Source organism: Nocardioides plantarum (assembly GCF_006346395.1).
GTDB classification, from domain to species: Bacteria; Actinomycetota; Actinomycetes; order Propionibacteriales; family Nocardioidaceae; genus Nocardioides; species Nocardioides plantarum.
Map to the genome: position 1 here is coordinate 1,765,845 of NZ_VDMS01000001.1, position 20,920 is coordinate 1,786,764.

Annotated in this window: 18 protein-coding genes, 1 tRNA gene and 1 other RNA gene; 10 read left to right on the plus strand and 10 right to left on the minus strand. The window is 72.6% G+C overall.

Translation table 11 applies throughout. From position 1 onward, the window contains the following. Nucleotides 1–94: 94 nt before the first annotated feature. An RNA gene (gene ffs, locus FJQ56_RS08295) (signal recognition particle sRNA small type) lies at nucleotides 95–185 on the minus strand. A gap of 56 nt (nucleotides 186–241) precedes the next feature. Here ffs and FJQ56_RS08300 point away from each other — a divergent pair. Then, nucleotides 242–331 (plus strand) — tRNA-Ser (locus tag FJQ56_RS08300). Between the two features lie 83 nt (nucleotides 332–414). Here FJQ56_RS08300 and FJQ56_RS08305 read toward each other — a convergent pair. From FJQ56_RS08305 to FJQ56_RS22110, 6 genes are all read right to left on the minus strand, one after another. Continuing rightward, nucleotides 415–1,743: a S8 family serine peptidase gene (locus tag FJQ56_RS08305; RefSeq protein ID WP_140008832.1), complete on the minus strand. Its 1,329-nt coding sequence runs from the start codon at nucleotides 1,741–1,743 to the stop codon at nucleotides 415–417. Beyond that, complete coding sequence (locus FJQ56_RS08310) at nucleotides 1,740–3,197, minus strand: type VII secretion protein EccB (RefSeq protein ID WP_140008834.1); 1,458 nt, start codon at nucleotides 3,195–3,197, stop codon at nucleotides 1,740–1,742. The genes FJQ56_RS08305 and FJQ56_RS08310 overlap by 4 nt, the downstream gene beginning before the upstream one ends. A 3-nt stretch (nucleotides 3,198–3,200) precedes the next feature. Beyond that, nucleotides 3,201–4,550 carry a type VII secretion integral membrane protein EccD gene (eccD, locus tag FJQ56_RS08315; protein ID WP_140008836.1) on the minus strand — a complete coding sequence of 450 codons (1,350 nt, stop codon included), beginning with the start codon at nucleotides 4,548–4,550 and terminating at the stop codon, nucleotides 3,201–3,203. Nucleotides 4,551–4,688: 138 nt separating this feature from the next. Next, nucleotides 4,689–4,985, minus strand: a complete 297-nt coding sequence (locus tag FJQ56_RS08320) for a WXG100 family type VII secretion target (RefSeq protein ID WP_140008838.1) — start codon at nucleotides 4,983–4,985, stop codon at nucleotides 4,689–4,691. Nucleotides 4,986–5,017: 32 nt separating this feature from the next. Continuing rightward, nucleotides 5,018–5,338 carry a WXG100 family type VII secretion target gene (locus FJQ56_RS08325; protein WP_140008840.1) on the minus strand — a complete coding sequence of 107 codons (321 nt, stop codon included), beginning with the start codon at nucleotides 5,336–5,338 and terminating at the stop codon, nucleotides 5,018–5,020. A gap of 128 nt (nucleotides 5,339–5,466) precedes the next feature. Next, nucleotides 5,467–6,831: a hypothetical protein gene (locus FJQ56_RS22110; RefSeq protein ID WP_170215316.1), complete on the minus strand. Its 1,365-nt coding sequence runs from the start codon at nucleotides 6,829–6,831 to the stop codon at nucleotides 5,467–5,469. A 151-nt stretch (nucleotides 6,832–6,982) separates the two neighbouring features. Here FJQ56_RS22110 and eccCa point away from each other — a divergent pair, with 151 nt between their 5' ends. Further along, nucleotides 6,983–11,023: a type VII secretion protein EccCa gene (eccCa, locus tag FJQ56_RS08335; RefSeq protein WP_140008842.1), complete on the plus strand. Its 4,041-nt coding sequence runs from the start codon at nucleotides 6,983–6,985 to the stop codon at nucleotides 11,021–11,023. 52 nt (nucleotides 11,024–11,075) lie between these two features. On the opposite strand, the gene FJQ56_RS08340 is transcribed toward eccCa, so the two are convergent. Beyond that, a complete protein-coding gene (locus tag FJQ56_RS08340) occupies nucleotides 11,076–11,540 on the minus strand; it encodes a nuclear transport factor 2 family protein (protein WP_246084041.1) in 465 nt (154 codons plus the stop codon). Nucleotides 11,541–11,631: 91 nt separating this feature from the next. On the opposite strand from FJQ56_RS08340, the gene FJQ56_RS22115 reads away from it, so the two are divergent. The 3 genes from FJQ56_RS22115 (at nucleotide 11,632) to FJQ56_RS08350 (ending at nucleotide 12,814) form a co-directional block, all read left to right on the plus strand. Continuing rightward, the gene (locus tag FJQ56_RS22115; protein ID WP_170215317.1) at nucleotides 11,632–11,808 is read left to right on the plus strand and encodes a hypothetical protein; all 177 of its coding nucleotides are present in this window, start codon (nucleotides 11,632–11,634) and stop codon (nucleotides 11,806–11,808) included. A gap of 182 nt (nucleotides 11,809–11,990) precedes the next feature. Further along, the gene (locus FJQ56_RS08345) at nucleotides 11,991–12,299 is read left to right on the plus strand and encodes a type II toxin-antitoxin system VapB family antitoxin (RefSeq protein ID WP_140008846.1); all 309 of its coding nucleotides are present in this window, start codon (nucleotides 11,991–11,993) and stop codon (nucleotides 12,297–12,299) included. Beyond that, nucleotides 12,296–12,814 carry a LytR C-terminal domain-containing protein gene (locus tag FJQ56_RS08350; RefSeq protein WP_170215318.1) on the plus strand — a complete coding sequence of 173 codons (519 nt, stop codon included), beginning with the start codon at nucleotides 12,296–12,298 and terminating at the stop codon, nucleotides 12,812–12,814. The genes FJQ56_RS08345 and FJQ56_RS08350 overlap by 4 nt, the downstream gene beginning before the upstream one ends. 274 nt (nucleotides 12,815–13,088) lie before the next feature. On the opposite strand, the gene FJQ56_RS08355 is transcribed toward FJQ56_RS08350, so the two are convergent. Then, nucleotides 13,089–14,582, minus strand: coding sequence for a potassium/proton antiporter (locus FJQ56_RS08355; protein ID WP_140008850.1), 1,494 nt, complete (start codon nucleotides 14,580–14,582; stop codon nucleotides 13,089–13,091). Between the two features lie 32 nt (nucleotides 14,583–14,614). Continuing rightward, entirely contained in the window at nucleotides 14,615–15,109 is a 495-nt protein-coding gene (locus FJQ56_RS08360; RefSeq protein WP_140008852.1) for an NUDIX hydrolase, read from the minus strand. A gap of 50 nt (nucleotides 15,110–15,159) precedes the next feature. Between FJQ56_RS08360 and FJQ56_RS08365 the strand changes: the two genes are divergently transcribed. The 5 genes from FJQ56_RS08365 (at nucleotide 15,160) to FJQ56_RS08385 (ending at nucleotide 20,832) form a co-directional block, all read left to right on the plus strand. Further along, nucleotides 15,160–16,635, plus strand: coding sequence for an FAD-binding protein (locus FJQ56_RS08365; RefSeq protein ID WP_140008854.1), 1,476 nt, complete (start codon nucleotides 15,160–15,162; stop codon nucleotides 16,633–16,635). Nucleotides 16,636–16,791: 156 nt separating this feature from the next. Further along, the gene (locus FJQ56_RS08370) at nucleotides 16,792–17,964 is read left to right on the plus strand and encodes a pyridoxal phosphate-dependent aminotransferase (protein ID WP_246084042.1); all 1,173 of its coding nucleotides are present in this window, start codon (nucleotides 16,792–16,794) and stop codon (nucleotides 17,962–17,964) included. Nucleotides 17,965–18,045: 81 nt separating this feature from the next. Then, nucleotides 18,046–18,492 carry a hypothetical protein gene (locus FJQ56_RS08375; protein WP_140008856.1) on the plus strand — a complete coding sequence of 149 codons (447 nt, stop codon included), beginning with the start codon at nucleotides 18,046–18,048 and terminating at the stop codon, nucleotides 18,490–18,492. Between the two features lie 10 nt (nucleotides 18,493–18,502). Continuing rightward, on the plus strand, nucleotides 18,503–19,438 hold the full coding sequence (locus tag FJQ56_RS22120; RefSeq protein WP_170215319.1) for a hypothetical protein: 936 nt from the start codon (nucleotides 18,503–18,505) through the stop codon (nucleotides 19,436–19,438). After that, complete coding sequence (locus FJQ56_RS08385; protein WP_140008858.1) at nucleotides 19,435–20,832, plus strand: hypothetical protein; 1,398 nt, start codon at nucleotides 19,435–19,437, stop codon at nucleotides 20,830–20,832. Before FJQ56_RS22120 ends, FJQ56_RS08385 begins: the two co-directional genes overlap by 4 nt. Nucleotides 20,833–20,920 lie beyond the last annotated feature (88 nt).

Sequence of the window (20,920 nt, forward strand, 5' to 3'; positions counted from 1 at the left end):
CCCTAACCACCACCACGGACAGCCGCCCAGGGCGCCGGCACCCGGGCGACCCGACCAGCGACCCGACCGGGCGACGTACGGGGCCCGGAGACGAAGAGGCCCCCCGCGCACCCGACAGAGCTCACTTACCCTTGCTGCCTTCCGGCCCTGGGGGAGTTGGGCGAGATGCCGCCACACGGGGGGTTGGCAAGGAGCATAGGCGATTGGTGGCCGCGGCCAGGCGACGGGTAGTGTCCTCCGCGGAGGATTCGCCTAGTGGCCTATGGCGCTCGCTTGGAAAGCGGGTTGGGTGTGAAAGCCCTCAGGGGTTCGAATCCCCTATCCTCCGCCAGCTCAGCACCATGACGCCGGTTCCGGGCCCTCGGGCCCGGAGCCGGCGTTCGGTCTCTGGGCCCGATCGCCGTGTCGGTGGCCCTACCGTCGCCCGGGCGCCGTACGACGCCGCGAGAGCACAGGGCGCAGCAGCAGCGCCACGACGAGCGCCCCGCCACCGAACAGGCCCCACCAGACGGCGTTGCGCCGGGTGCTGCGCAGCACGTCGGGCTCGGCCTGCGGCAGCGCCGCGGGCGCCACCTCGGGAGGCCGCTGCGCCGGAGGGCCGACCCGGCCCGTGATGCTGGGCCGTAGCGGCCGGGTCAACGCCTCGACGGGCTGCACGATGCCGCGTCCGCGGTACTTGTCGACCGCGCCACCGGCCGACGCCGACTCGCCGGTCGCGGTGACCTCGAGCCGGGCGATGAGCTGCTCGGGCCTGTCCTTCGGGAAGGCCGCGCGCAGCAGCGCCAGGATGCCGGAGACCTCGGCCGCTGCCACGGACGTCGACGCGGCGTAGAACGAGCACGTCGACCGGTTGATCGCGTAGGAGACCGCACCGTAGGTCGGCACGACGACGTCGATGGTCGAGCTGAGCAGGCCGCTCGGCGTGGCCTGGCCCTCCGGGTCGGTGGTGCCCACCGACACGACCCGGTCGTTGGACGTCGTGTAGCCCGCGGGGTACTTGGTGACGTCCTCGCCGTACTCGTAGTCGGTGTCGTCGTCGGCGGCGCTGTCGTCGTCGGACTGCGGCTGGGTCTCGGAGACGCGGTTGCCGGAGGAGGCCACGACGATGGCGCCCTTGTCGGTCACCGCCTTGATCGCGGCCCTGAGCCGGGGCGTGCTCTTGTCGACGGTGAGCGCGATGGTGACGATGCTGATCTGACCCTCGCTGCGGCCCACCCGGGGAAGCATGGCGCGCAGGGCGTCGACCAGCCGGGCCTCCGTCGGCGTGACGCCGTCCTCGCTGTTGACGGTGTCGTAGAAGCGGGCGTCGTAGACGGTCGCGCCCGGCGCGATGCCGACCAGGCCGACGCCCCTCTGGGGCTGACCGGCGATCACGCCGGCCATCGCGGTGCCGTGGTAGTACTTCAGGCCCTTGCCGCCCAGGCCGACGTCAACCGTGATCCCCGTGTCGTCGACACCGGAGTCGACGACGGCGACGTGCACCCCGGCTCCGGCGCGCCGGGCGCCCGTGACCCGCTCGACGATGTTCTGGGCCTGGGAGATCTGCAGGGCCTGCAGCGGGGCGCTGCGCGCGGTGGCCGGGTCCTTCTCGGTCGTGACGTCGTTGACGCCCGTGCAGTCGTTGCCGTCGGGAGCAGCCAGGGCCGGGCCGGTCGCCCCCACCACCAGCACGCTGGTCAGCGACACGGCCGCGAGGGCGCCGAGCGCGCCGCGAGTGCGCCACCGGCGGGTGCCCCGACTCACGAGCAGCTGCCGTCGGACGAGGATGTCGGCGGGCAGCGGGCGGCGTCGATCGTCAGGGGAACACCGGGCTGGAAGAGGTCGAGCCAGTCCTGGGGTACGACGACCCGGTCGACCCCGCCGTAGCCGAGCTTGCCGGTCTCCTCGCCCGGGCCGACGGGGTAGGCGTAGCCGCGGGCGTCGACCAGCACCGGGCTGGTGGGACCCGTGCCCGACCAGGAGCCCGACTGCACGAACGCCCCGCCGCCCGAGTCGACGGACCGGTCGACGTCGTCGAAGCCGACGCCGACCGCGGAGGCCTCGGTGTCGGGCTCGGTCGTCGCCAGGACCACGCCGGGCTTCGCGTCGGTGACGTCGAGCTGTGCGCAGAGCTGACCGGTCGGACGGTCGTCGCTGACCTCTTGGGGCCAGCTGGCGTCAGGCAACGTCGCGGCGTTGGCGATGCTCGCACCCGACGGGACCTGCGATGCCCTGAAGCGGGCCAGCCTGTCCTTCCGGGGAAACTGCAGGCTCTCGTAAAGGGCCTTCGAGAAGTCGTCGAGCTCGAGGACCCCCTTGGGGGTCATCAGGGAGACGTTGCCGTTCACGGTCAGCAGGTCCCCGACCTCCGCCTTGGCGCCGTTCGAGATCTTGTCGCGGAACCGCCACCGGGTCGCGAGGTCGTCGGCGTCCAGACCGAATGTCTTGAGCGTGAGGTCCCCGCCCGAAGGGAAGAGGGTGATCCATCGGTCGGGCACGGGGACGGCCTGGTCGATGGTGAGGTCCGAGACGTTGCTCACGACACGTCCCTGAGCCGGGCCCTTCGGGATGCGGTAGGCGTAGGCCCGCTCCGAGTCACCTCGGGCACCGATCAGGGACTGGGCGACGAGGTAGAGGTCGCCGGACCCGGTCCGGACCACGACCGCCAGGTCGGGGGTCTGCCGCGTCCGCGGCGATGCGGAGACGTCGACCTTGATGCCGACCCGAGGAACGTTGGGCACCCCGGTGCAGGCGGTCCAGCCGGTCTGCACGAGATCGGCCTGCTGGGGCGGGGTCGCCGGCGCGTCGAGGATGCCGATCGGAGGACCGATCTTCCTGCTGTTGAGATCCTTGCGCGGCACCTTCTCCGACGTGACGTCGGCGCCGAGCACGAGCATCGCCGAGGTGATGTTGGCCAGCGGACGCAGCTCGGTCTCGTCGCTGCCCTCGGACTTGAGGACGAGGTAGTCGGCGCCGGTCTCCTTCTCGCTGACCAGGACGCCGTCCTGGTCGAGGTCGACGGTGGAGGGGGACTTGATGATGCCGAGCACGGCACCGCCCGCGACCAGGAGCACCGCGAGGGCGAGACCCCCGACGATGGCGCGGCCCGGCCGGGTGGGCTCGACCTCGCGCCCGCCGGGTGCACCGGACACGAAGGCCGTCACCAGCCGTCGGCGGCTGAAGGAGTAGGCCTCGACGAGGTCCTTCTTGGTCGCCATGTCTCAGCCCAGCAGCTTGTCGCTGAGGCTGGTGGCGATCACCAGCAGGGGGACGAGCGCGACCAGGGCCACGGTCTCGAGGACGTCGCCGAAGCGGCCGCGGCGTACGGACGGGCTGGACGGCAGCAGGGTCAGGACCAGCAGCACTGCCCCCGCGCCGGCCAGCACCACCGCCGCGGTCGGCCGCCACGAGGGGTAGCCGACGAGCATGGACACCCCGACCGCAACCAGGCCGACGATGCCGGAGCCGAGCCCGACGAGCACCTCGGAGCCGGTGCGGTACTGGCGGGTCCGGAGCATCACGACCAGGCACGCGACGACGACCATCAAGGTGCCGTAGAGGCCCAGGCTGACCGCGAACGGGGCGGTCACGACCAGGAGGATGCCGACGGTCGCCGAGATCGCGATCAGGATCTCATGGGCGACGCGGGCGTCGGCGGCGACGCGGGCCGGATCGATGTCGGCAGGGTCGGTGGTGATGTCGGCTGCGGAGTAGAGCTGGTCGACGGTGGTGCTGGTGACGCCGAGCGCCAGCCAGGGGAACACGCTGCCGACCAGGACCACGAAGGCGAGCACGCAGCTGAGCAAGATCTCGGGCCGGGCCGAGGTCTCCTCGACCAGGAGGCCGCAGACCCCGAGCACCGTGCCGACCACGACCGCGGGGATCACCAGGGTGCGGCCCGCCCCCAGACCGATCAGGCAGACGATCCCGACGACGGCGAGGGCCGCTCCGGCAGCCGCCAGCCGATAGCCGAAGTCGGCCTCGTCCTCGGCGTACATGATGGCCGCGATGACCGCGTAGCCGCCGCCGATCCAAGCCACGGTGACCGCGGCCTCGGGCTCGAGCTGGGCCCGGGACAGCACGATCGCACCCGCGACCAGGGCGAAGGACACCACCCCCGCGGCGTACGTCGCCAGGTCGGTGTCCTGCACGAGGAGGGCCACGGCGCCGAGGGCCATCAGCAGGGCGGCCGCCGTCAACGCCGTACGACGCCCCGACTCGGGCGCCCACGGCTTGAGCTCGTTCTCGACCACGTCGGTCATCGCCTCGACGACGTCGTCGTAGACGGGCGGGACCGGTTCGTCGATGCCGGCGGTGACGGTGATGACGGAGCCGTCGTCGACGCCCTGGAGCGTGAGACCCGAGTCGCTGGCCAGCCGTCGGCCCTCGGAGGTGACGAGCCGGTAGCCGCCGTAGACGGTGGCCGAGTCGAGCAAGCCCACGCTGCGGGCCAGCTCGGGCACGAGCTCGGCGACCGGGACCGCCCCGGGCAGCACGAGATCGACGCGGCGCGTCCCGGACGCGACCGTGACCCGCACCAACCCTGAGGTGCCGACCGGCGTACTGCTCATCGTTGCTCCCTGTGGTGCTCGTCGTCCCCGTGCGCGACGTCATCCTGACACCGCCGAACATCCTGACACCGCAGAAGGGGCCGACACCTCACGGGTGTCGACCCCTTCGTGCGTGGCCCCCGAGGGCCGGTGGCGTGGTCAGCCGCCGAACTGGGCGGCGCCGCGTGCGTCGGCCGCCTTGTACTCGGAGTTGGAGTTGGTCACCGAGACGTGGGTCTCCTTGAGCAGGTCCTTCATCTCCTGGATGGCGGTGTCCCACTTGCCCTTGGCGATGACGTAGGACTGCTGGGCGTTACCGGCCCAGTCGTTGCGCAGCGGCTGCAGCTCGGACTCGAGACGGTTGAGGCGGTCGTCGATGTCCTTGACCGTCGTCTCCATCTCGAAGGCGGCCTGCTCGAGAGCGGCGTGGTTGACGCGGATTCCGTCGAGGGTCATGTCGTTTTCTCCTTGGGTCCGTGTGGTCGAGGTCAGCCGAGGCGGCCGGAGAGGCGGCCGAAGCTCGCACCCTGGTCGTCGTCGGTGGAGGTGTTGGTCTGCTCGGTGGTCGTCAGCGACTGCGCGAACTCGTCGAGCGCGTTCACGATCGTGGTCTGCTTCTCGGTCCAGGTCTGGTGGAGCACGAAGAACGCCGAGGCACCCTGGCCGCCCCACTTGCTCTGCACGGCCGAGATCTGGTCGGTGAGCTTGGAGCTGATCTGGTTGAAGTCAGCTCGGGCGTCGGAGACCAGTCCGGCCGCCCGGGTCAGAGTGCCTTCGCCTTGGCCGTACTCGTTAGCGCCGTTCGACATGTCGCCTTCTCCTTCGAATGGGCGGCATGTCGCCGCTCACGTTGGGTGTCTTGGGGTTCGATCCGGTTCGCCGCCCACATCAGGAGCGGCACGACGAGGCTGATACCCGCGGCAAAAACCCATAAACCTCAGCCTGTCAATTCCCACAGGAGCCGGAACAGCCCGGCCGCGACGACGACGGCGCCGATGGCCAACGCGCCGGTCAGGCTCTCGGCGACCTCGGCACGCCGGGCCCACCATGCCGAGCGCCAGCCCCGACCCAGGGCGACGGCGACCAGCACGAGCAGGGCGCCCGACCCGATCGAGACCCAGGCGACGACCGTGGTCCAGCCTGTGCCATGGGCCGTGAGCAGGACGACGAGCAGCACCGCCCAGCAGGCCAGGCCCGCCGTCCGCAGCAGCGCCCGCGCCGCGGCGTGCCGATAGCTCCGCGCCGCGAGCAGCAGGGCCGCACCGGCCAGCCCCACCTCGATGCGGGCACCGAGGACGTCGATCCAGACCGACGTCTCGCGGATCAGCATGATCGCCGACACCGTGACGACGACGAGGATCGCGACGCACGACGCGGTGACGGTGCGTGCCCCGCGCTCGGCGACCGACGCCACGACGGTCCTCGGCACGATGATCCGGCCCCGCCGGCCGGTCGGCCGGTCGCGGGCCGACCAGGCGGTGACCGCCAACCGCTCGAGGTCGAGGAGGTACTGGTCGGGCACGTCGACGGCCAGCATCGGCACGAACCGTGCTGCGAGCATCGCGACCACCAGCGAGACCGCCCACACCACCTGGGCGCTCACGTCGGCGAGGGCCGCGAGCGTCGTGACGACGAAGACCGCCACGCCGACGATCATCCACACCCGCAGCCCCTCCTCGCCCGGCTGGTCGAGGGCTCGCGCGACGGCCGCCGTGACGGCCGCGATGAGGCAGGCGACGCCCAGGATGGTGGGGAAGCGCTCGGGGGCGGGGTCCCAGGCCACGACGTACGCCGCCGCGCCGGCGTAGGCGGGGACCGCCAGCACCCGGTGCCGCGCGAGTGGCCCGACGGGCAGCACCCCGACGACGGCGGTCGCGACGAGCACGACGATCGTCGCCTCGCGCAGGTCGGAGCCGTCGGGCAGCCGCGAGGCCAGCCACCCGGCGAGCACCGCGACCACGACGGCCGCCAGGCACCAGAGCGTCGAGAGGGCCCCGGGCTCGAGCACGTGGCGCCGACGGCGTACGTCGCGGCGCGAGCGCCGAGGCGGCGGGGCGAGGTCGGTGGTGGCGACCAGGACCGTGCCGGTCACGACGCCGGCCTCGGCCAGCGAGACGGCGGCCGACAGCGGGCGACCCAGGCGGGTGTAGAGCGCCGGCACCGTGGGGAGGTTGGCCTGCCGTGAGTACTCCCGGGCGACGTCGACACTCGAGGCAGCGGCCGGCACCTGGAGGTCGAGGACACCGACCGGACCGTGGACGCTCACGGACAGCACGTCGTCGGCGCGCGAGGTGCTGGACACCGAGCCTCCCGGGTCTGCAGGACTTCGGGGCGCGGTGGCCCCTGGACGGGCACAGTAGTACCCGCTGGACGGGCTCTCTATCATCGGTGAGCCGCGACCGCCGGGAGCGCGGGACCACGACAGTGACGACGGGGCAGCCCTTGTGAGCAGCATGTCGACCAGCACCGCCAGCCAGGGTCTGCCCACGATCCGGGGCGGCCGGGTCGAGCAGCCCGAGATGCCGAGCGGTCAGCTCGTGCTGCAACCCCCGCCGCAGATCCAGCAGAGCGAGGGCGCCGCAGGCGTCGCGATGAACGCGATCCCGATGCTCGGCAGCCTGGGCTCGATCGTGCTGGTGGCGACGATCAGCCGAGGCGCCGGGGCCGGCGCCGGCGGCAAGAGCTTCCTCGCGGCGGGCATGTTCCTGTTCGCCACGGTCGGGTTCATCATCGTCCAGATCGACCGGCAGCGTAAGCAGCGCGCCCAGCAGGTCACCGGGTCGCGGACCGAGTACCTCCGCTACCTCTCGAGCGTGCGCAAGCTGGCCCGCGAGGCCGCGACCCAGCAGCGCCGGGCGCTGACCTGGCACCACCCCGACCCCTCGGCCCTGCCCGCCCTCGCCGAGGAGCGGACCCGGGTCTGGGAGCACCACCCGACCGACGGGCACTACCTCCAGGTCCGCTACGGACTGTGCTCCCAGCCGCTGGCCCTCGAGCTCGTGCCTCCCGAGAGCGCGCCGATCGACGACGTCGACCCGGCCGCCGCGTCCGCGCTGCACCGGCTCCTCGTGGTGCACCGCACCCAGCCCGACCTGCCCGCCTCGATCGACCTGCGGGCCTTCGACCGGATCGAGGTGTGCGGCGAGGAGGAGCAGGCGCGAGCCCTGGCCCGCGCCATCATCTGCTCCGCCACCGCCTTCCAGTCCCCCGACAACCTCGTGGTGGCGGTGCTGTCCTCCGAGCACCACCTGGCCCACTGGGACTGGGTCAAGTGGCTGCCGCACGCGCTGAGCCAGGAGCAGACCGACGCGGTCGGGCCGATGCGCATGGTGACCACGACGCTGGACGACCTCGCGGCGCTGCTGCCGCCCGACCTCAGCGACCGGCCCCGTTTCGGCGCCGACGAGCGGCCGGCGACCCCGCACATCCTGCTGGTGACCGACGGGGTCGAGCTGCCGCCGGGCAACCACGTCGTACCGCCCGACGGGCTGCACGGCGTCACGCTGCTCGACCTGCCGACCCGGTGGATGGAGCTCGAGGACGCCACCCGGCTGCGGCTGCAGCTGCACGGCGGACCGGACGCCGACGGGCTCGTCGCGGTCGAGGCCCTGCGGCTGCGCGAGGAGCCGATCCGGGCCAAGGCCGACCAGTGCGACGCGGCGACCGCGGAGGCCTTCGCGCGACGGCTGACCCCGCTGCACAGCGTCACGGTGGCCGGACCGGTCGACACCGGCACCCCCGGCGAGATCAGTGGTCCCAACGACTTCATGGACCTGTTGGGTCTGGGTGACGTCCACACCTTCGACCCCGACGCCGCCTGGCGCACCCGCCCGGCCCGCGACCGGCTGCGAGTCCCGATCGGGCTGGGCGAGAACGGCAGCCTGGTCCACCTCGACATCAAGGAGTCCGCCCAGCAGGGCATGGGCCCGCACGGCCTGTGCATCGGCGCGACCGGCTCCGGCAAGTCGGAGTTCCTGCGCACCCTGGTGCTGGGGCTCGCGATGACCCACTCCCCCGAGCAGCTCAACATGGTCCTCGTCGACTTCAAGGGTGGGGCGACCTTCGCCGGCATGTCGGAGATGCCGCACGTCTCGGCCGTGATCACCAACCTCGCCAACGAGCTCACCCTGGTCGACCGCATGCAGGACGCCCTGTCCGGCGAAATGGTGCGCCGCCAGGAGCTGCTGCGCGAGGCCGGCAACTTCGCCTCGGTGCGCGACTACGAGAAGGCCCGGGCCGCCGGCGAGGACCTCGCCCCGATGCCGTCGCTCTTCATCGTCGTCGACGAGTTCTCCGAGATGCTGTCGGCCAAGCCCGAGTTCATCGACCTGTTCGTCGCGATCGGCCGCCTCGGCCGGTCGCTCGGCCTGCACCTGCTGCTGGCCTCGCAGCGTCTCGAGGAGGGCCGCCTGCGCGGCCTGGAGTCCCACCTGTCCTACCGGATCGGCCTGCGGACGTTCAGCTCCCAGGAGTCGCGGGCGGTGCTCGGCGTGCCCGACGCCTACGAGCTCCCGGCCGTGCCCGGCCTGGGCTACCTCAAGCCCGACCCCACGACGCTGACGCGCTTCAAGGCCGCCTACGTCTCCGGCCCGCCGGTCAGCGGTCGCCGGGCGGTCCCCCGCGACGAGGGAGGACACGTCCGCGGCATCCTGCCGTTCACGATCTCCGAGGTGCTCTCGCTCGAGCCCGAGCCCGAGCCCGTCGTCGACGTCGTCGTCGCACCGACCGACACCCAGGAGTCGCTGCTCGACGTGGCCGTCGACCACATGGAGGGCCGCGGCACCGCCGCCCACCAGGTGTGGCTGCCCCCGCTCGACGAGCCCGACACCCTCGACCAGCTGATGGGCGACCTCGTCGAGGACCCGGCGCTCGGTCTCGTCTCGCCCCGCTGGCGCGAGCTGGGCGGACTCGTCGTACCGCTCGGCACCGTGGACCGGCCGCGCGAGCAGCGCCGCGACACGCTGACCTTCAACCTCAGCGGCGCGTCGGGCCACGTCGCGGTCGTCGGCGGCCCCCGCAGCGGCAAGAGCACGCTGCTGCGCACCCTCGTCGCCAGCATGTCGCTGACCACGACCCCGCTGGAGTCGCAGTTCTTCATCCTCGACTTCGGTGGGGGCACCTTCTCGCCCCTCGCCTCGCTGCCCCACGTGGCCGGCGTGGGCACCCGCAGCGAGCCCGACGTCGTACGCCGGATCGCGGCCGAGGTGCAGGGCGTCGTCGACCGCCGCGAGGCCTACTTCCGGGCCAACGGCATCGACTCGATCGAGACCTACCGCACCCGGCGGGCCCAGGGTCGCGCCGACGACGGCTACGGCGACGTCTTCCTGGTCGTCGACGGCTGGAGCACGCTGCGCTCCGACTTCGACGACCTCGAGATGTCGCTGCAGGTGCTGGCCTCGCGCGGCCTCACGTTCGGGCTGCACATCCTGGCCGGCGCCGCTCGCTGGAACGACTTCCGCGCCGCGATGCGCGACCAGCTCGGCACCCGCGTCGAGCTCAAGCTCGGCGACGCCATGGACTCCGAGATCGACCGCAAGATCTCCCAGCTCGTGCCGACCAACCGCCCCGGCCGCGGCCTGGTGCCCGGCAAGCTGCATTTCCTGGGGGCCCTGCCGCGCATCGACGGCCAGCCGACCGCCGCGACCCTCGGCGACGGCGTCGACGACCTCATCGCCCGGATCAGCGCGGCCTGGACCGGCCCCTCGGGGCCCAAGCTGCGCCTGCTGCCCGAGCAGATCGCCATCGAGCGGGTGCTCGAGATGGCCGGCGTCAGCGACGACCCCGACGACCCCGCCACCCGCCGCCTCTACCTCGGCGTCAACGAGAAGGAGCTCGCTCCCGTCTCGCTCGACCCCGAGACCCAGCCGCACCTGCTGCTGCTCGGCGACGGCGGCTCGGGCAAGAGCGCCTTCCTGCGCACCCACGTCCACGAGGTGATGCGCACCCGCTCGGCCAAGGAGGCGCAGATCGTCGTCGTCGACTACCGCCGTTCCCTGCTGGGCGAGGTCCCCGAGGAGTACCTCCTCAACTACCTGACCTCCGCCACCCAGGCCCAGCCGGCTCTCAAGGACCTCGCCGCCTACCTCGAGAGCCGCATCCCCGGCCCCGACGTCACGCCCGAGCAGCTGCGCAACCGGTCGTGGTGGACCGGCGCCGAGGTCTTCGTCGTCGTCGACGACTACGACCTCGTCGCCACCCAGCAGACCTCCCCCGTCGCCCTGCTGCAGCCCCTGCTCGCCCAGGCGCGCGACGTCGGCCTGCACGTCATGGTGGCCCGCCGCTCCGGCGGCGCGTCCCGCGCGCTCTACGAGCCGATCATCCAGTCGATCCGCGACCTGGCCATGCCCCAGCTGATGCTCTCGGGCTCCCCCGACGAGGGCCCCCTGCTCGGCAACCTCCGCCCCCAGCCGATGCCGCCGGGCCGCGGCCGCCTCATCACGCGCGAGCGTGGGGTCGAGGTCGTCCAGTCGGCGTGGCGGGAGGCGTCGCTCTAGGGGTCCCTTCGGGGGCGCCTGGGTGCGCCCGGTGCGTGGCCCGGAAAACGATTCAGTGGAGGTGCTCGCCTGCGCCGGTGACCTTGAGGTGGGGGAGGTCGTCGAGGTTGTAGTGGAGCTCGTGGGTGCGCTGGTAGCCGGTGTGGCTGACCCGCCAGCCCTCCGGCGTACGGACGTAGCGGTCCTCGTAGAACGAGGCGCCCTCGAGCAGGAACTTGAAGGCCTCCACGACGACGCGGTCCTGGAGGTACCAGTGGCCGACGGCGGTGTCGCCGTCGACGGTGATCTCGGGGTGGTGGACCTGGTGGAGGGTGAGGATGCCCCCGCCGAGGTTCTGGCGCATGTAGGCCACCAGGGCGGTGCGGTCCTCGAAGACCAGGCCGTTGTAGTCGCCGGTGGCCTCGGGGACGAAGCAGGCGGCGAAGGCGTCCCAGTCCTTGGTGTCGAGCGAGCGCAGGTAGCGGTACTTGAGCTGGCTGATGTCGTGCACGTCGATCAGGTCGTCGAGGGTGGTCACGAGAGCAACGTAAGCCAGATCACGTGCAGATGAGACGTGCTTGTAACCCGCGGTCAATCTTCGCGAGAAGTCGGCACCGCACGCTGTGGTCATGACCGAGAACGAGAAGAAGGAGGCAGCGACGCTCGATCAGCGCCGCGCCGCCCGCGTTGCCCTCAAGACCCGCCACTCCCAGAGCGTGGTCCGACTCATGGACGAGCGGGCCGACCTCCGCGGTGTCCACCCCCTGGCCGACTTCGTCGACGAGTCCGTGCGCTGGACCGCCTGAGGTCCCCGACCCCGGACGCACCGCGCCTCTCCCCCATTCCTCTCCTCCCTCACGCTTCCCCCTTCCCCCCGGTACGGGGCCACGACGTCACCGACGTCGTGGCCTCGTGGCGTTCCATGGGGTGTGGATCGCTCCCAGGGGACGCAGAAGCCGCGCAGACCGGCGACGTTTACACTCCCGAGGTGATCTTCAAGCGCGTGGGCGAGGGGCGTCCCTACCCGGCCCACGGACTGAGCTCGTCCGCGTGGGCGGCGCTCCCGCCGCGCCAGGTGCGCCTCAGCGACCTCGTGACCACCAAGGACACCCTGCAGCTGGCCGCCCTCCTCGACGAGGACTCCACGTTCTACGGCGACCTGTTCGCCCACGTCGTGCTGTGGCGCGGCGAGCTTTACCTCGAGGACGGCCTGCACCGCGCGCTGCGTGCGGCCCTGCAGCAGCGCCACGTCCTGCACGCGCGCGTGCACCAGCTGACCGAGGCGGCGGCGACGTGAGCGAGCGGGGCGCGGGCTACCTGCGCACCGCGGCGACGCTCGGCGTCCTCGCCCTGTTGCTCCTGCTCGGCGTCACCCGTGGCCTCGAGGCGGTGTCCAAGCCGTTCCCCAAGGGCAACGAGCCGCCGATCTGCGTGGAGACCGACCTGGGCAAGGGCGACATCCTGCGCGTCGGCGGCATCACCGTCAGCGTCATCAACGCCGGCGAGAAGTCCGGCCAGGCACGCAAGACGCTCGACAAGCTCGAGGAGCTGGGCTTCGCCGGCGGCGAGGTCTCCAACCTGCCCGACCCGAAGGTCCGCACGGCCGAGATCCGGGTCGCCGGCGGCAAGACCCCCGCGGCCCGTCTCCTGCGCACCTACGTCGGCGGCCAGGTCAAGATCGTCGACGAGCAGGCCAGCTCGGCGGGCGTGACGCTGGTCGTGGGCGACCGGTTCTCCGGCATCCGCAAGGGCCGTCAGGGCATCCGGATCACCGAACCCGCCACGGTCTGCGGTCCGACCGGCACCGGCTGACCTTTCGCGAGCCGAGCCGTCGGCCGGACCCTGCGGCTCGGCGGCCGCCACCCAGACCAGCGGCAGCCATGCCAGGCAGAGGCGGCCAGCGAGGCGCGGGCCGGCCAGAGCCAACCAGCCGACCGGCGCCCCTCGCCCCGCCCAGGCCGACCACAGAGCGCACGGAGCCGTCGGCCGGACCCTGCGGCTCAGCGGCCGCCACCCAGACCAGCGGCAGCCGTGCCAGGCAGAGGCGGCCAGCGAGGCGCGGGCCGGCCAGAGGCGACCATCGGGACTAGTCGGGGAGCCACTGGGCCAGGCGGCCCTTGGCGCTGACCTGCCGCAGCCGCTCCTCGGTCCGCTCGCGCGCCTTGCGCGGGGTGACGACCAGCAGGTCGTCGCCGTGCCGCAGGACCGTACGTCGCTCGGGGACGAGCGTCTCGCCGTCGCGGATCACCAACGACACCGACGCGCCCTTGGGCAGGCGCAGCTCGCCGACCTCGACGCCGTGCAGCCGCGACACCGGGCTGATCGTGATCTGCAGCAGGTCGGCCTGCACCCGCTCTAGAGGTGCGGCCTCGAGGTCGAGGTCGCGGGGCTCCGAGCGGCGGGTCACCCGCAGGAGCCGGGCCACCAGCGGCAGCGACGGTGCGGTGATCAGTGTGTAGACGACCACCATCACGAAGACGATGTCGAAGAGTCGCTCGGCGTCGTCGACCCCCTGGCTGAGCGGGATCATCGTCAGCACGATGGGGACGGCCCCGCGCAGGCCCGCCCACGACAGGAACGACAGCTCCCGCCAGGGCATGGGCTGCACGACGGTGCTGACCAGCACCGACAGCGGCCGGGCGATCAGGGTCAGCAGCAGTCCGGCGAGCAGCGCCGTACCGACGATCCCGAGGGTGATCCGGCCGGGCGACAGCAGCAGCCCGAGCATCACGAACAGGCCGATCTGGGCGAGCCAGGCGATGCCCTCGGCGAAGGACCTCGTGGTCTGGCGGTGCGGCAGGTCGGAGTTGCCGAGCACGAGGGCGGCGACGTAGATCGCCGCGAAGCCGCTGCCGTGCAGTCCGACGGTCGAGCCGTAGGCCAGGAAGGCCAGGCTGATCACGGCCAGCGGATAGAGGCCGGACGACGGCAGCGCGACCCGGCGCATGATCCACGCGCCACCGAAGCCGACCACCAGCCCGATCGCGACACCGAGGACGAGCTCGAAGACGATGATGCCGACCATGCCGAGGACCCCGCTCTCGGCGACCGCGCCGGTCGAGATCAGCGAGACCAGCACGACCGTCGGGGCGTCGTTGAGACCCGACTCGGCCTCCAGCGACCCGACCAGGCGCTGCGGGAGCGGGACGACCCGCAGCACGGAGAACACCGCGGCGGCGTCGGTCGGCGAGCAGACCGCGCCGAGCAGGACCGCGAGCTCCCACGGCAGGCCCAGCAGGTAGTGGGACCCGACGGCGACGACACCGACCGAGACGGCCACGCCGACGGTCGCCAGGGACAGGCCCAGCCGCATCGACGGCTTGGCCTCGCGCCAGCTGGTGGTCAGACCACCCTCGGTGAGGATGACCGCGAGCGCCGCGAACCCCAGGGCGTGCGCGGCCTCGGCGTTCTCGAAGTCGATGCCCACCCCGGACTCGCCGAGCACGACACCCATCAGCAGGTAGATCAGCAAGCTGGGCAGGCCGGCGCGGCTCGAGACGCGGACGGCGAGGATCGCCGCCAGGGTGACTGCCGACCCCACCAGCACGAACAGGTCGAGCTGATGGACATCGAAGGACACGGTCACCTCTCGCTGGGTGGCAGTGCCCCAGCCTATCGGTCCGACGGGGCCGTTCTCGACCGCGAACGGTGGGCCGAGATCGCGATCCGGACGATCTCGGTGGTCTCGCCCGGCTCGTCGTCGATCCGGTCGATCAGCACCCAGGCCGCGCGGTCGGTGGACCCGCCGACCTCGAGGGTGCCGAGCTCGCCGCCGGTGACCGTGGCGTCGTACAGCACGCGGACGGCCTTGAACGGCAACGGCCGGTCCGGGCGACCGTGGGGGTTGCTCCAGGTGTGCACGGTGATCGGGTCCCCGACGGCGATGTCGTAGCCCGTCTCCTCCTTGACCTCGCGCACGACGCCCTCGGCGGGCTGCTCCTCGAACTCGACGCCGCCGCCCGGCAGGCTCCAGCCGGGGGTGCCGACGCCCTCCCCGTTCCACCAGGAGAGCAGGATCCGGTCGCCGGAGCCGTCGTCGTGGCTCGGGTCGGTGTCGACGATCAGCGCGTAGGCCGCCAGCCGCATCTGGTACTCGGAGAAGTGCACCCGCGAACGGTAGGACACCGCAGACTAGAACCTGTTCTAGAATCGGGGACGTGAGCACCGGCACCGACGTCCCCGACACCATCCCCGCCTCGTCCGTCCCCGCCGACGCCCCGTCGTACGACGTCGTCGTCGTGGGCTTCGGGATCGCCGGCGGCTGCGCGGCCCTCGAGGCGGCGCGATCGGGCGCCCGGGTGCTGCTGCTCGAGAGGGCCGCCGTCCATGGCGGCACCTCGACCCTGTCGGGCGGTCACTTCTACCTCGGCGGCGGTACGGCGGTGCAGCAGGCCACCGGTCACGACGACTCCGTCGAGGCGATGTACGACTACCTCGTCGCGGTCTCCAAGGAGCCCGAGCACGACAAGATCCGCGCCTACTGCGAGGGCTCGGTCGAGCACTTCGACTGGCTCGAGGCCCTCGGCTTCGAGTTCGAGCGCTCCTACTACCCCGAGAAGGCCGTCATCCAGCCCGGCACCCAGGGCCTGATGTTCACCGGCAACGAGAAGGTCTGGCCCTACAAGACGCTCGCCCAGCCGGCCCCTCGCGGACACAAGGTGCCGGTCCCCGGCGACACCGAGGGCACCCGGCTGGTGATGGACCTGCTGCGCGCGCGGGTCGAGGAGGCCGGCGTCGAGGTGCGCTACGAGACCGGTGCCACCCACCTCGTCGTGGGCGACTCGGCGGCCGACACCGGTGACGTGGTCGGGCTGGCGTGGCGGAGCTTCGACGAGACCGGCTTCGTCCGCGCCCCCGCCGTCGTGATCGCCGCCGGCGGCTTCGTGATGAACCCCGACATGGTCGCCGCCCACACCCCGGCCCTGGCCGAGAAGCCGTTCACCCTCGGCTCGACGTACGACGACGGGCTCGGCATCCGCCTCGGCGCCTCGGTCGGCGCCGAGCTCAAGCACATGGACGAGCCGTTCATCACGGCGCCGTTCTACCCGCCCTCGACGCTGATGTTCGGGTTCATCGTCAACAAGCAGGGCGAGCGGTTCTGCGCCGAGGACGGCTACCACTCGCGCACCTCGCAGTTCGTGATGGAGCAGGAGGACCACGCGGCCTACCTCATCGTCGACAGCGAGCACGTCGAGTACCCCAAGTTCCCGCTGGTCCCGCTCATCGACGGCTACGAGTCCGTCGAGGAGCTCGAGACCGCCCTGACGCTCCCCGCGGGCTCGGTGCAGAAGTCGCTCGAGCGCTACAACGAGCTCGCCGAGGCCCGGGACGACGTCGACTTCCACAAGTCCCCCGACTGGCTCGCCCCCCAGTCCGTGGGCCCCTGGGCGGTCTTCGACCTCACCCTCGGCAAGGCCGTCTACGCCGGCTTCACGCTCGGCGGGATCCGGGTCTCCGTCGACGGCGAGGCGCTGCGGCCGGACGGCACGGTCGTCCCCGGCCTGTACGCCGCCGGCGCATGCGCCTCCAACATCGCCCAGGACGGCAAGGGCTACTGCTCCGGCACCCAGCTGGGCGAGGGGTCGTTCTTCGGTCGGAGGGCTGGGCGGCACGCGGCGTCGCGGACGGTCTGACGCACCCGTCGGCCGAGGTGCGAGGAGCCCCGGCGACGAGCCTCGAGGCCACCGCAGCATGCTGCCCGGGCCGAGTCGGACGCGCCGGCCGCGGGGGTCTCGAGGCTCGGGCCTGGCGGCCCTCGCACCTCGACCGACGTCAGTAGTCTCGTCCGGGTGAACCGGCTCCAGGTCGCCCAGCGGGCCAACGTCCCGCCGTTCCACGTCATGGACCTGCTGGCCAAGGCCGCCGAGCGGGAGCGCTCGCACGGCGACCTGGTCAACCTGTTGGCCGGACAGCCCAGCACGGGAGCACCGCGGGCGGTCAACGACGAGGCGATCCGGCTGCTGCAGAGCGGCGACCCGCTGGGCTACACACCGGCGACCGGACTCCGTGAGCTGCGCGAGGCGATCGCCGGACACCACCGGCGTACGCACGGGGTGGAGGTCGATCCCGACGAGGTCGTGGTGACGACGGGGAGCAGCGGGGGGTTCCTGCTGGCGTTCCTGGCGGCGTTCGAGGCAGGCGACCGCGTCGCGATCGCGCGGCCGGGCTACCCCTGCTATCGCAATGTGCTCGCGGCGCTGGGGTGCGAGGTGATCGAGATCGCGACGGGGCCCGAGACGCGGTTCCAGCCGACCGTCGAGCAGGTCGCGGCGATCCCTGACCTGAAGGGCCTGGTCGTGGCCTCGCCCGCCAACCCGACCGGCACCATGCTGCTGCCCTCGGAGCTGGCCGCGCTGGCGACGTACTGCGAGGAGAGCGGGGTGCAGCTGATCAGCGACGAGATCTACCACGGCATCGAGTACGCCGACACCGAGCACCGGCTGGCCCGCTCGGCGTGGGAGACCAGCCGTGAGGCCGTCGTGTTCTGCTCGTTCTCGAAGTACTTCTCGATGACCGGTTGGCGGATCGGCTGGATGCTGGTGCCCGACCGGTTGCGGCGTGCGGTCGACGTGCTGACCGGCAACTTCACGATCTGCCCGCCGGTGCTGGCGCAGCGGGCCTGCCTGGCGGCGTTCAGCGAGGCGGCGTACGCCGAGCTCGACGGCCACGTGACGCGCTACGCCGGCAACCGGCGGCTGCTGCTCGACGGGCTCGCCCGGCTCGGCATCACCGGGCTGGCCCCGGCCGACGGCGCGTTCTACGCCTACGCCGACGTCGGCCACCTCACGACCGACTCGATGGCGTTCGCGCACGACCTGCTCGACCGCACCGGCGTCGCCCTGGCCACCGGCGTCGACTTCGACACCGTCGACGGCGGTCGCTACGTGCGGTTCTCGTTCGCCGGACCGGGCACCGATATCGCCACGGCCCTCGGACGACTGGCCCCGGTGCTGGCAGGCTGAGCACCGCCAGAGGGTCCGGTCAGGGGTTTCGAGTCGGCCCGACGGGGAACACAGCCCTCGATCTGCGGCGGAAGGACGAACATGTACGGCGACACCGAGGTCCTGCGGCGCCGCGTCGACCAGCTCCGCGAGCAGGCGATCGACATCCGGGGGCTCGCCGACCAGCTGGTCGGCCGTACCGAGTCGACCGGGTGGTCGGGCCGGGCCGCCGACTCGATGCGGGTGCGGGTCACCGAGCGGGCCACCCACCTGCGCCGCGCGGCCACCCAGCACGAGACGGCGGCCGACGCCCTCGAGAGGCACCTGCTCGCGACCGAGACCCAGCAGGAGGCGATCGCCGACATCGAGCGCCGGGCCACCGACCTGGTCGCCGAGGCGCGCACCCGCCTGGCCGACGTACGCCGCCGCCGGGAGTCGGAGCCCGGGCTGCCCGTCGAGCCCGACCCCGACGACGTGACGCTCGCGGCGTTCGAGCCGCCGGCCAGCGGCCATCGCGACTGGCTCGCCGTCGAGCTCCCCGGACTGTGAGGATCACCCCGTGACGACGATCGACCTGAGCACGCCGACACCCCCGCCGTCGTCGCTGCTCGACGCACTCCCCCGCCGGGTCGCGCTCACGCTGCCCGAGCTCCAGCTGGTCGCCGAGCTGTCCGGCGGGGCACCGCTGCCCTTCGACGTCGCCACGCCCGGTGAGGCACCCGCGCTCGAGAGCCGGCTCGGCGCCAGTCGCGGCACCACCGAGGACCAGGCCTACGTGGCCGCCATCGCCTCGCTCCACGACCCCGCCACCTCGCTGGCCCGGCGCGGCCTGCTCGTCGACGACACGCTCGACGACGGCCTGGCCGGCGCGGTCGGCCTGCTGGCCACCCCGACGTACGCCGTGGAGGTCGACGTCGTCGTCGAGGGCGTGCAGGTCAAGGCGTGGCACCGCGCCAGCGGTGACGCCGTCGCGACCCTCGCGACCAGCGACGGCATCGTCTTCGAGCTCGCGTGGTTCCCCACCTCGGCCTGGCCGGCCGAGCTGGCCCGGGTCGGTGTGCTCCCCGAGGACCTCGCGCGACGTGAGTCGATGGTCCCGGCGTTCGTCGACCTCCCCTACGAGCTGGCCGACGCCGCCGTCGAGGCCGCCGAGGGCGGACGCAGCGACCTGCTGGCCGTGCTCGCCGCGCAGCACGAGGGCGCCGTACGCGACGAGGACGGCCGCCCCGTGCCCGCCGCCGAGGTGCCGGGGCTCCTACAGGCGCTGGGCACCGAGGCCCAGGGCCGACTGCGGGTCCTGGTCGCCGACGTCTCCCGCCGCCAGACCACCGTGGTCGGGGTGCGGTCGTGGGTGCTGCTGGCCGACGGGTGGCGCACCCTGCGTCCCCACCACGAGGGCGCCGCCGCCGGCACCACCCGGGTCGAGCTGCGCGCCGTCGAGCCCGGCGACCTGGCCGCCGACCTGGCGCCGGTGCTGTCGGAGGTGGCGTCGTGATCGAGCGCACCGGGTCCGAGCCCGACGGGTCCGAGCCCACCGGGTCCGAGCCCGCCGACCCGACCCAGGCGTCGGTCGTCGCGGCCGCCGCGGCCGAGGCACGGCCCACGCCGCAGACCGCGTCGGAGGCCGCCGACCTGGCCGACAAGTACGACCGGATGATGCGCCTGGCCGCGCTGTTCGACGAGGCCGGCGAGCAGATGCGGCAGCGGGCGATGCTCGGCACCGACGTCCTGGCCGACCCGGCGTTCACCGAGTCCGAGCCGCTGTCACCGGCGACCTGGGCCCGGGCCGAGGACGACGTCCGCGCGGCCACCACCGGCAAGAACGGCCTGCTCACCCGCTCGATCGAGCTCGACGCCGACGCCCTCGTGCTCCGCGCGACGGTGCTGACCTACCGCTGGATCGACGAGCTGCAGTCGGCGGCGTACAAGACGCTCGGCTCGATCGCGGGTCGCGCGATCGGCTACCTCGCACCCGAGGTGGCCCTGGGCGGCGCGATCGTGTCGGCCGGCCTGATCGAGACCGACGCCCTCGACCGAGACGGGGTCGCTGCCTACCTCGACGAGCTCGCCGGCTCCAACCCCGAGCTGATGGAACACGTCACCAGTGGCGGCGGTGGGCTGCTCGACGGCCTGCGGATGCGCTCGCTGCTGACCGCCGGGGTGCTCTCCGGCGACCAGGGCCGGCTCGCCGGGCAGGCGGGGCTGCGGGCGATCGGCGTGGCGCCGTTCGGCACCCGCTACGACGCCGCGCTGCGCGACGTCGCGGGCGGCGTGGTCGAGGCGGCGGTCGCCCAGCCCGCCCCCGACGCGAGCGACGCCCCCACCCGCCCCCGCAACCTCACCGACCTGATGACCGCACTGGCCGACGCCCACTCCAGCGTCGTCGTACGCCGGGTGGCCGCGGGGCGCTACCTCGTCTACCTCCCCGGCCCCGACGGCGGCTCCCGCCGGCTGCGGCTGGTCGGCGGCGACCAGTCGACGTACGCCGCCCACGTCGTCCGCAGCATCGAGACGGCGGTCGCCGGTGACGACGACGCGCGCGTGCTGCTGGTCGGCTCGGGCCTGGGCGGGGTCACCGCCGCGGAGGTGGCCGCGGCTGCCCCGTCGCCACGCTTCACGATCGACCAGGTGGTGACCGCCGGGGCTCCCTCGGCCCACGTGCCGCGCATCCCCGAGACGACCCGCGTCCTCTCGCTCGAGGAGCGTTCCGACCCCATCGCCCTGCTGGGCTCGCTGATCGGCTCGGGTGCCGACAACCGCATCACGGTCGTCTACGACGCCGGGCGCGACGGCTTCATCGAGGGCGGCCGCGCCGCCGACGCCGCCACGCACCCCGCGCTGGTGCAGGAGATCGGGCGGCTGGTCGAGCTGGGGTACCTCGAGGGCTGAGGGGCCGCTGGCTTGTTACTGACCGTTGGGACTTCTGGCATGCGCTTTGAAGCGCAGGGAAGAAGTCCGAACGGTCAGTAACAACCCC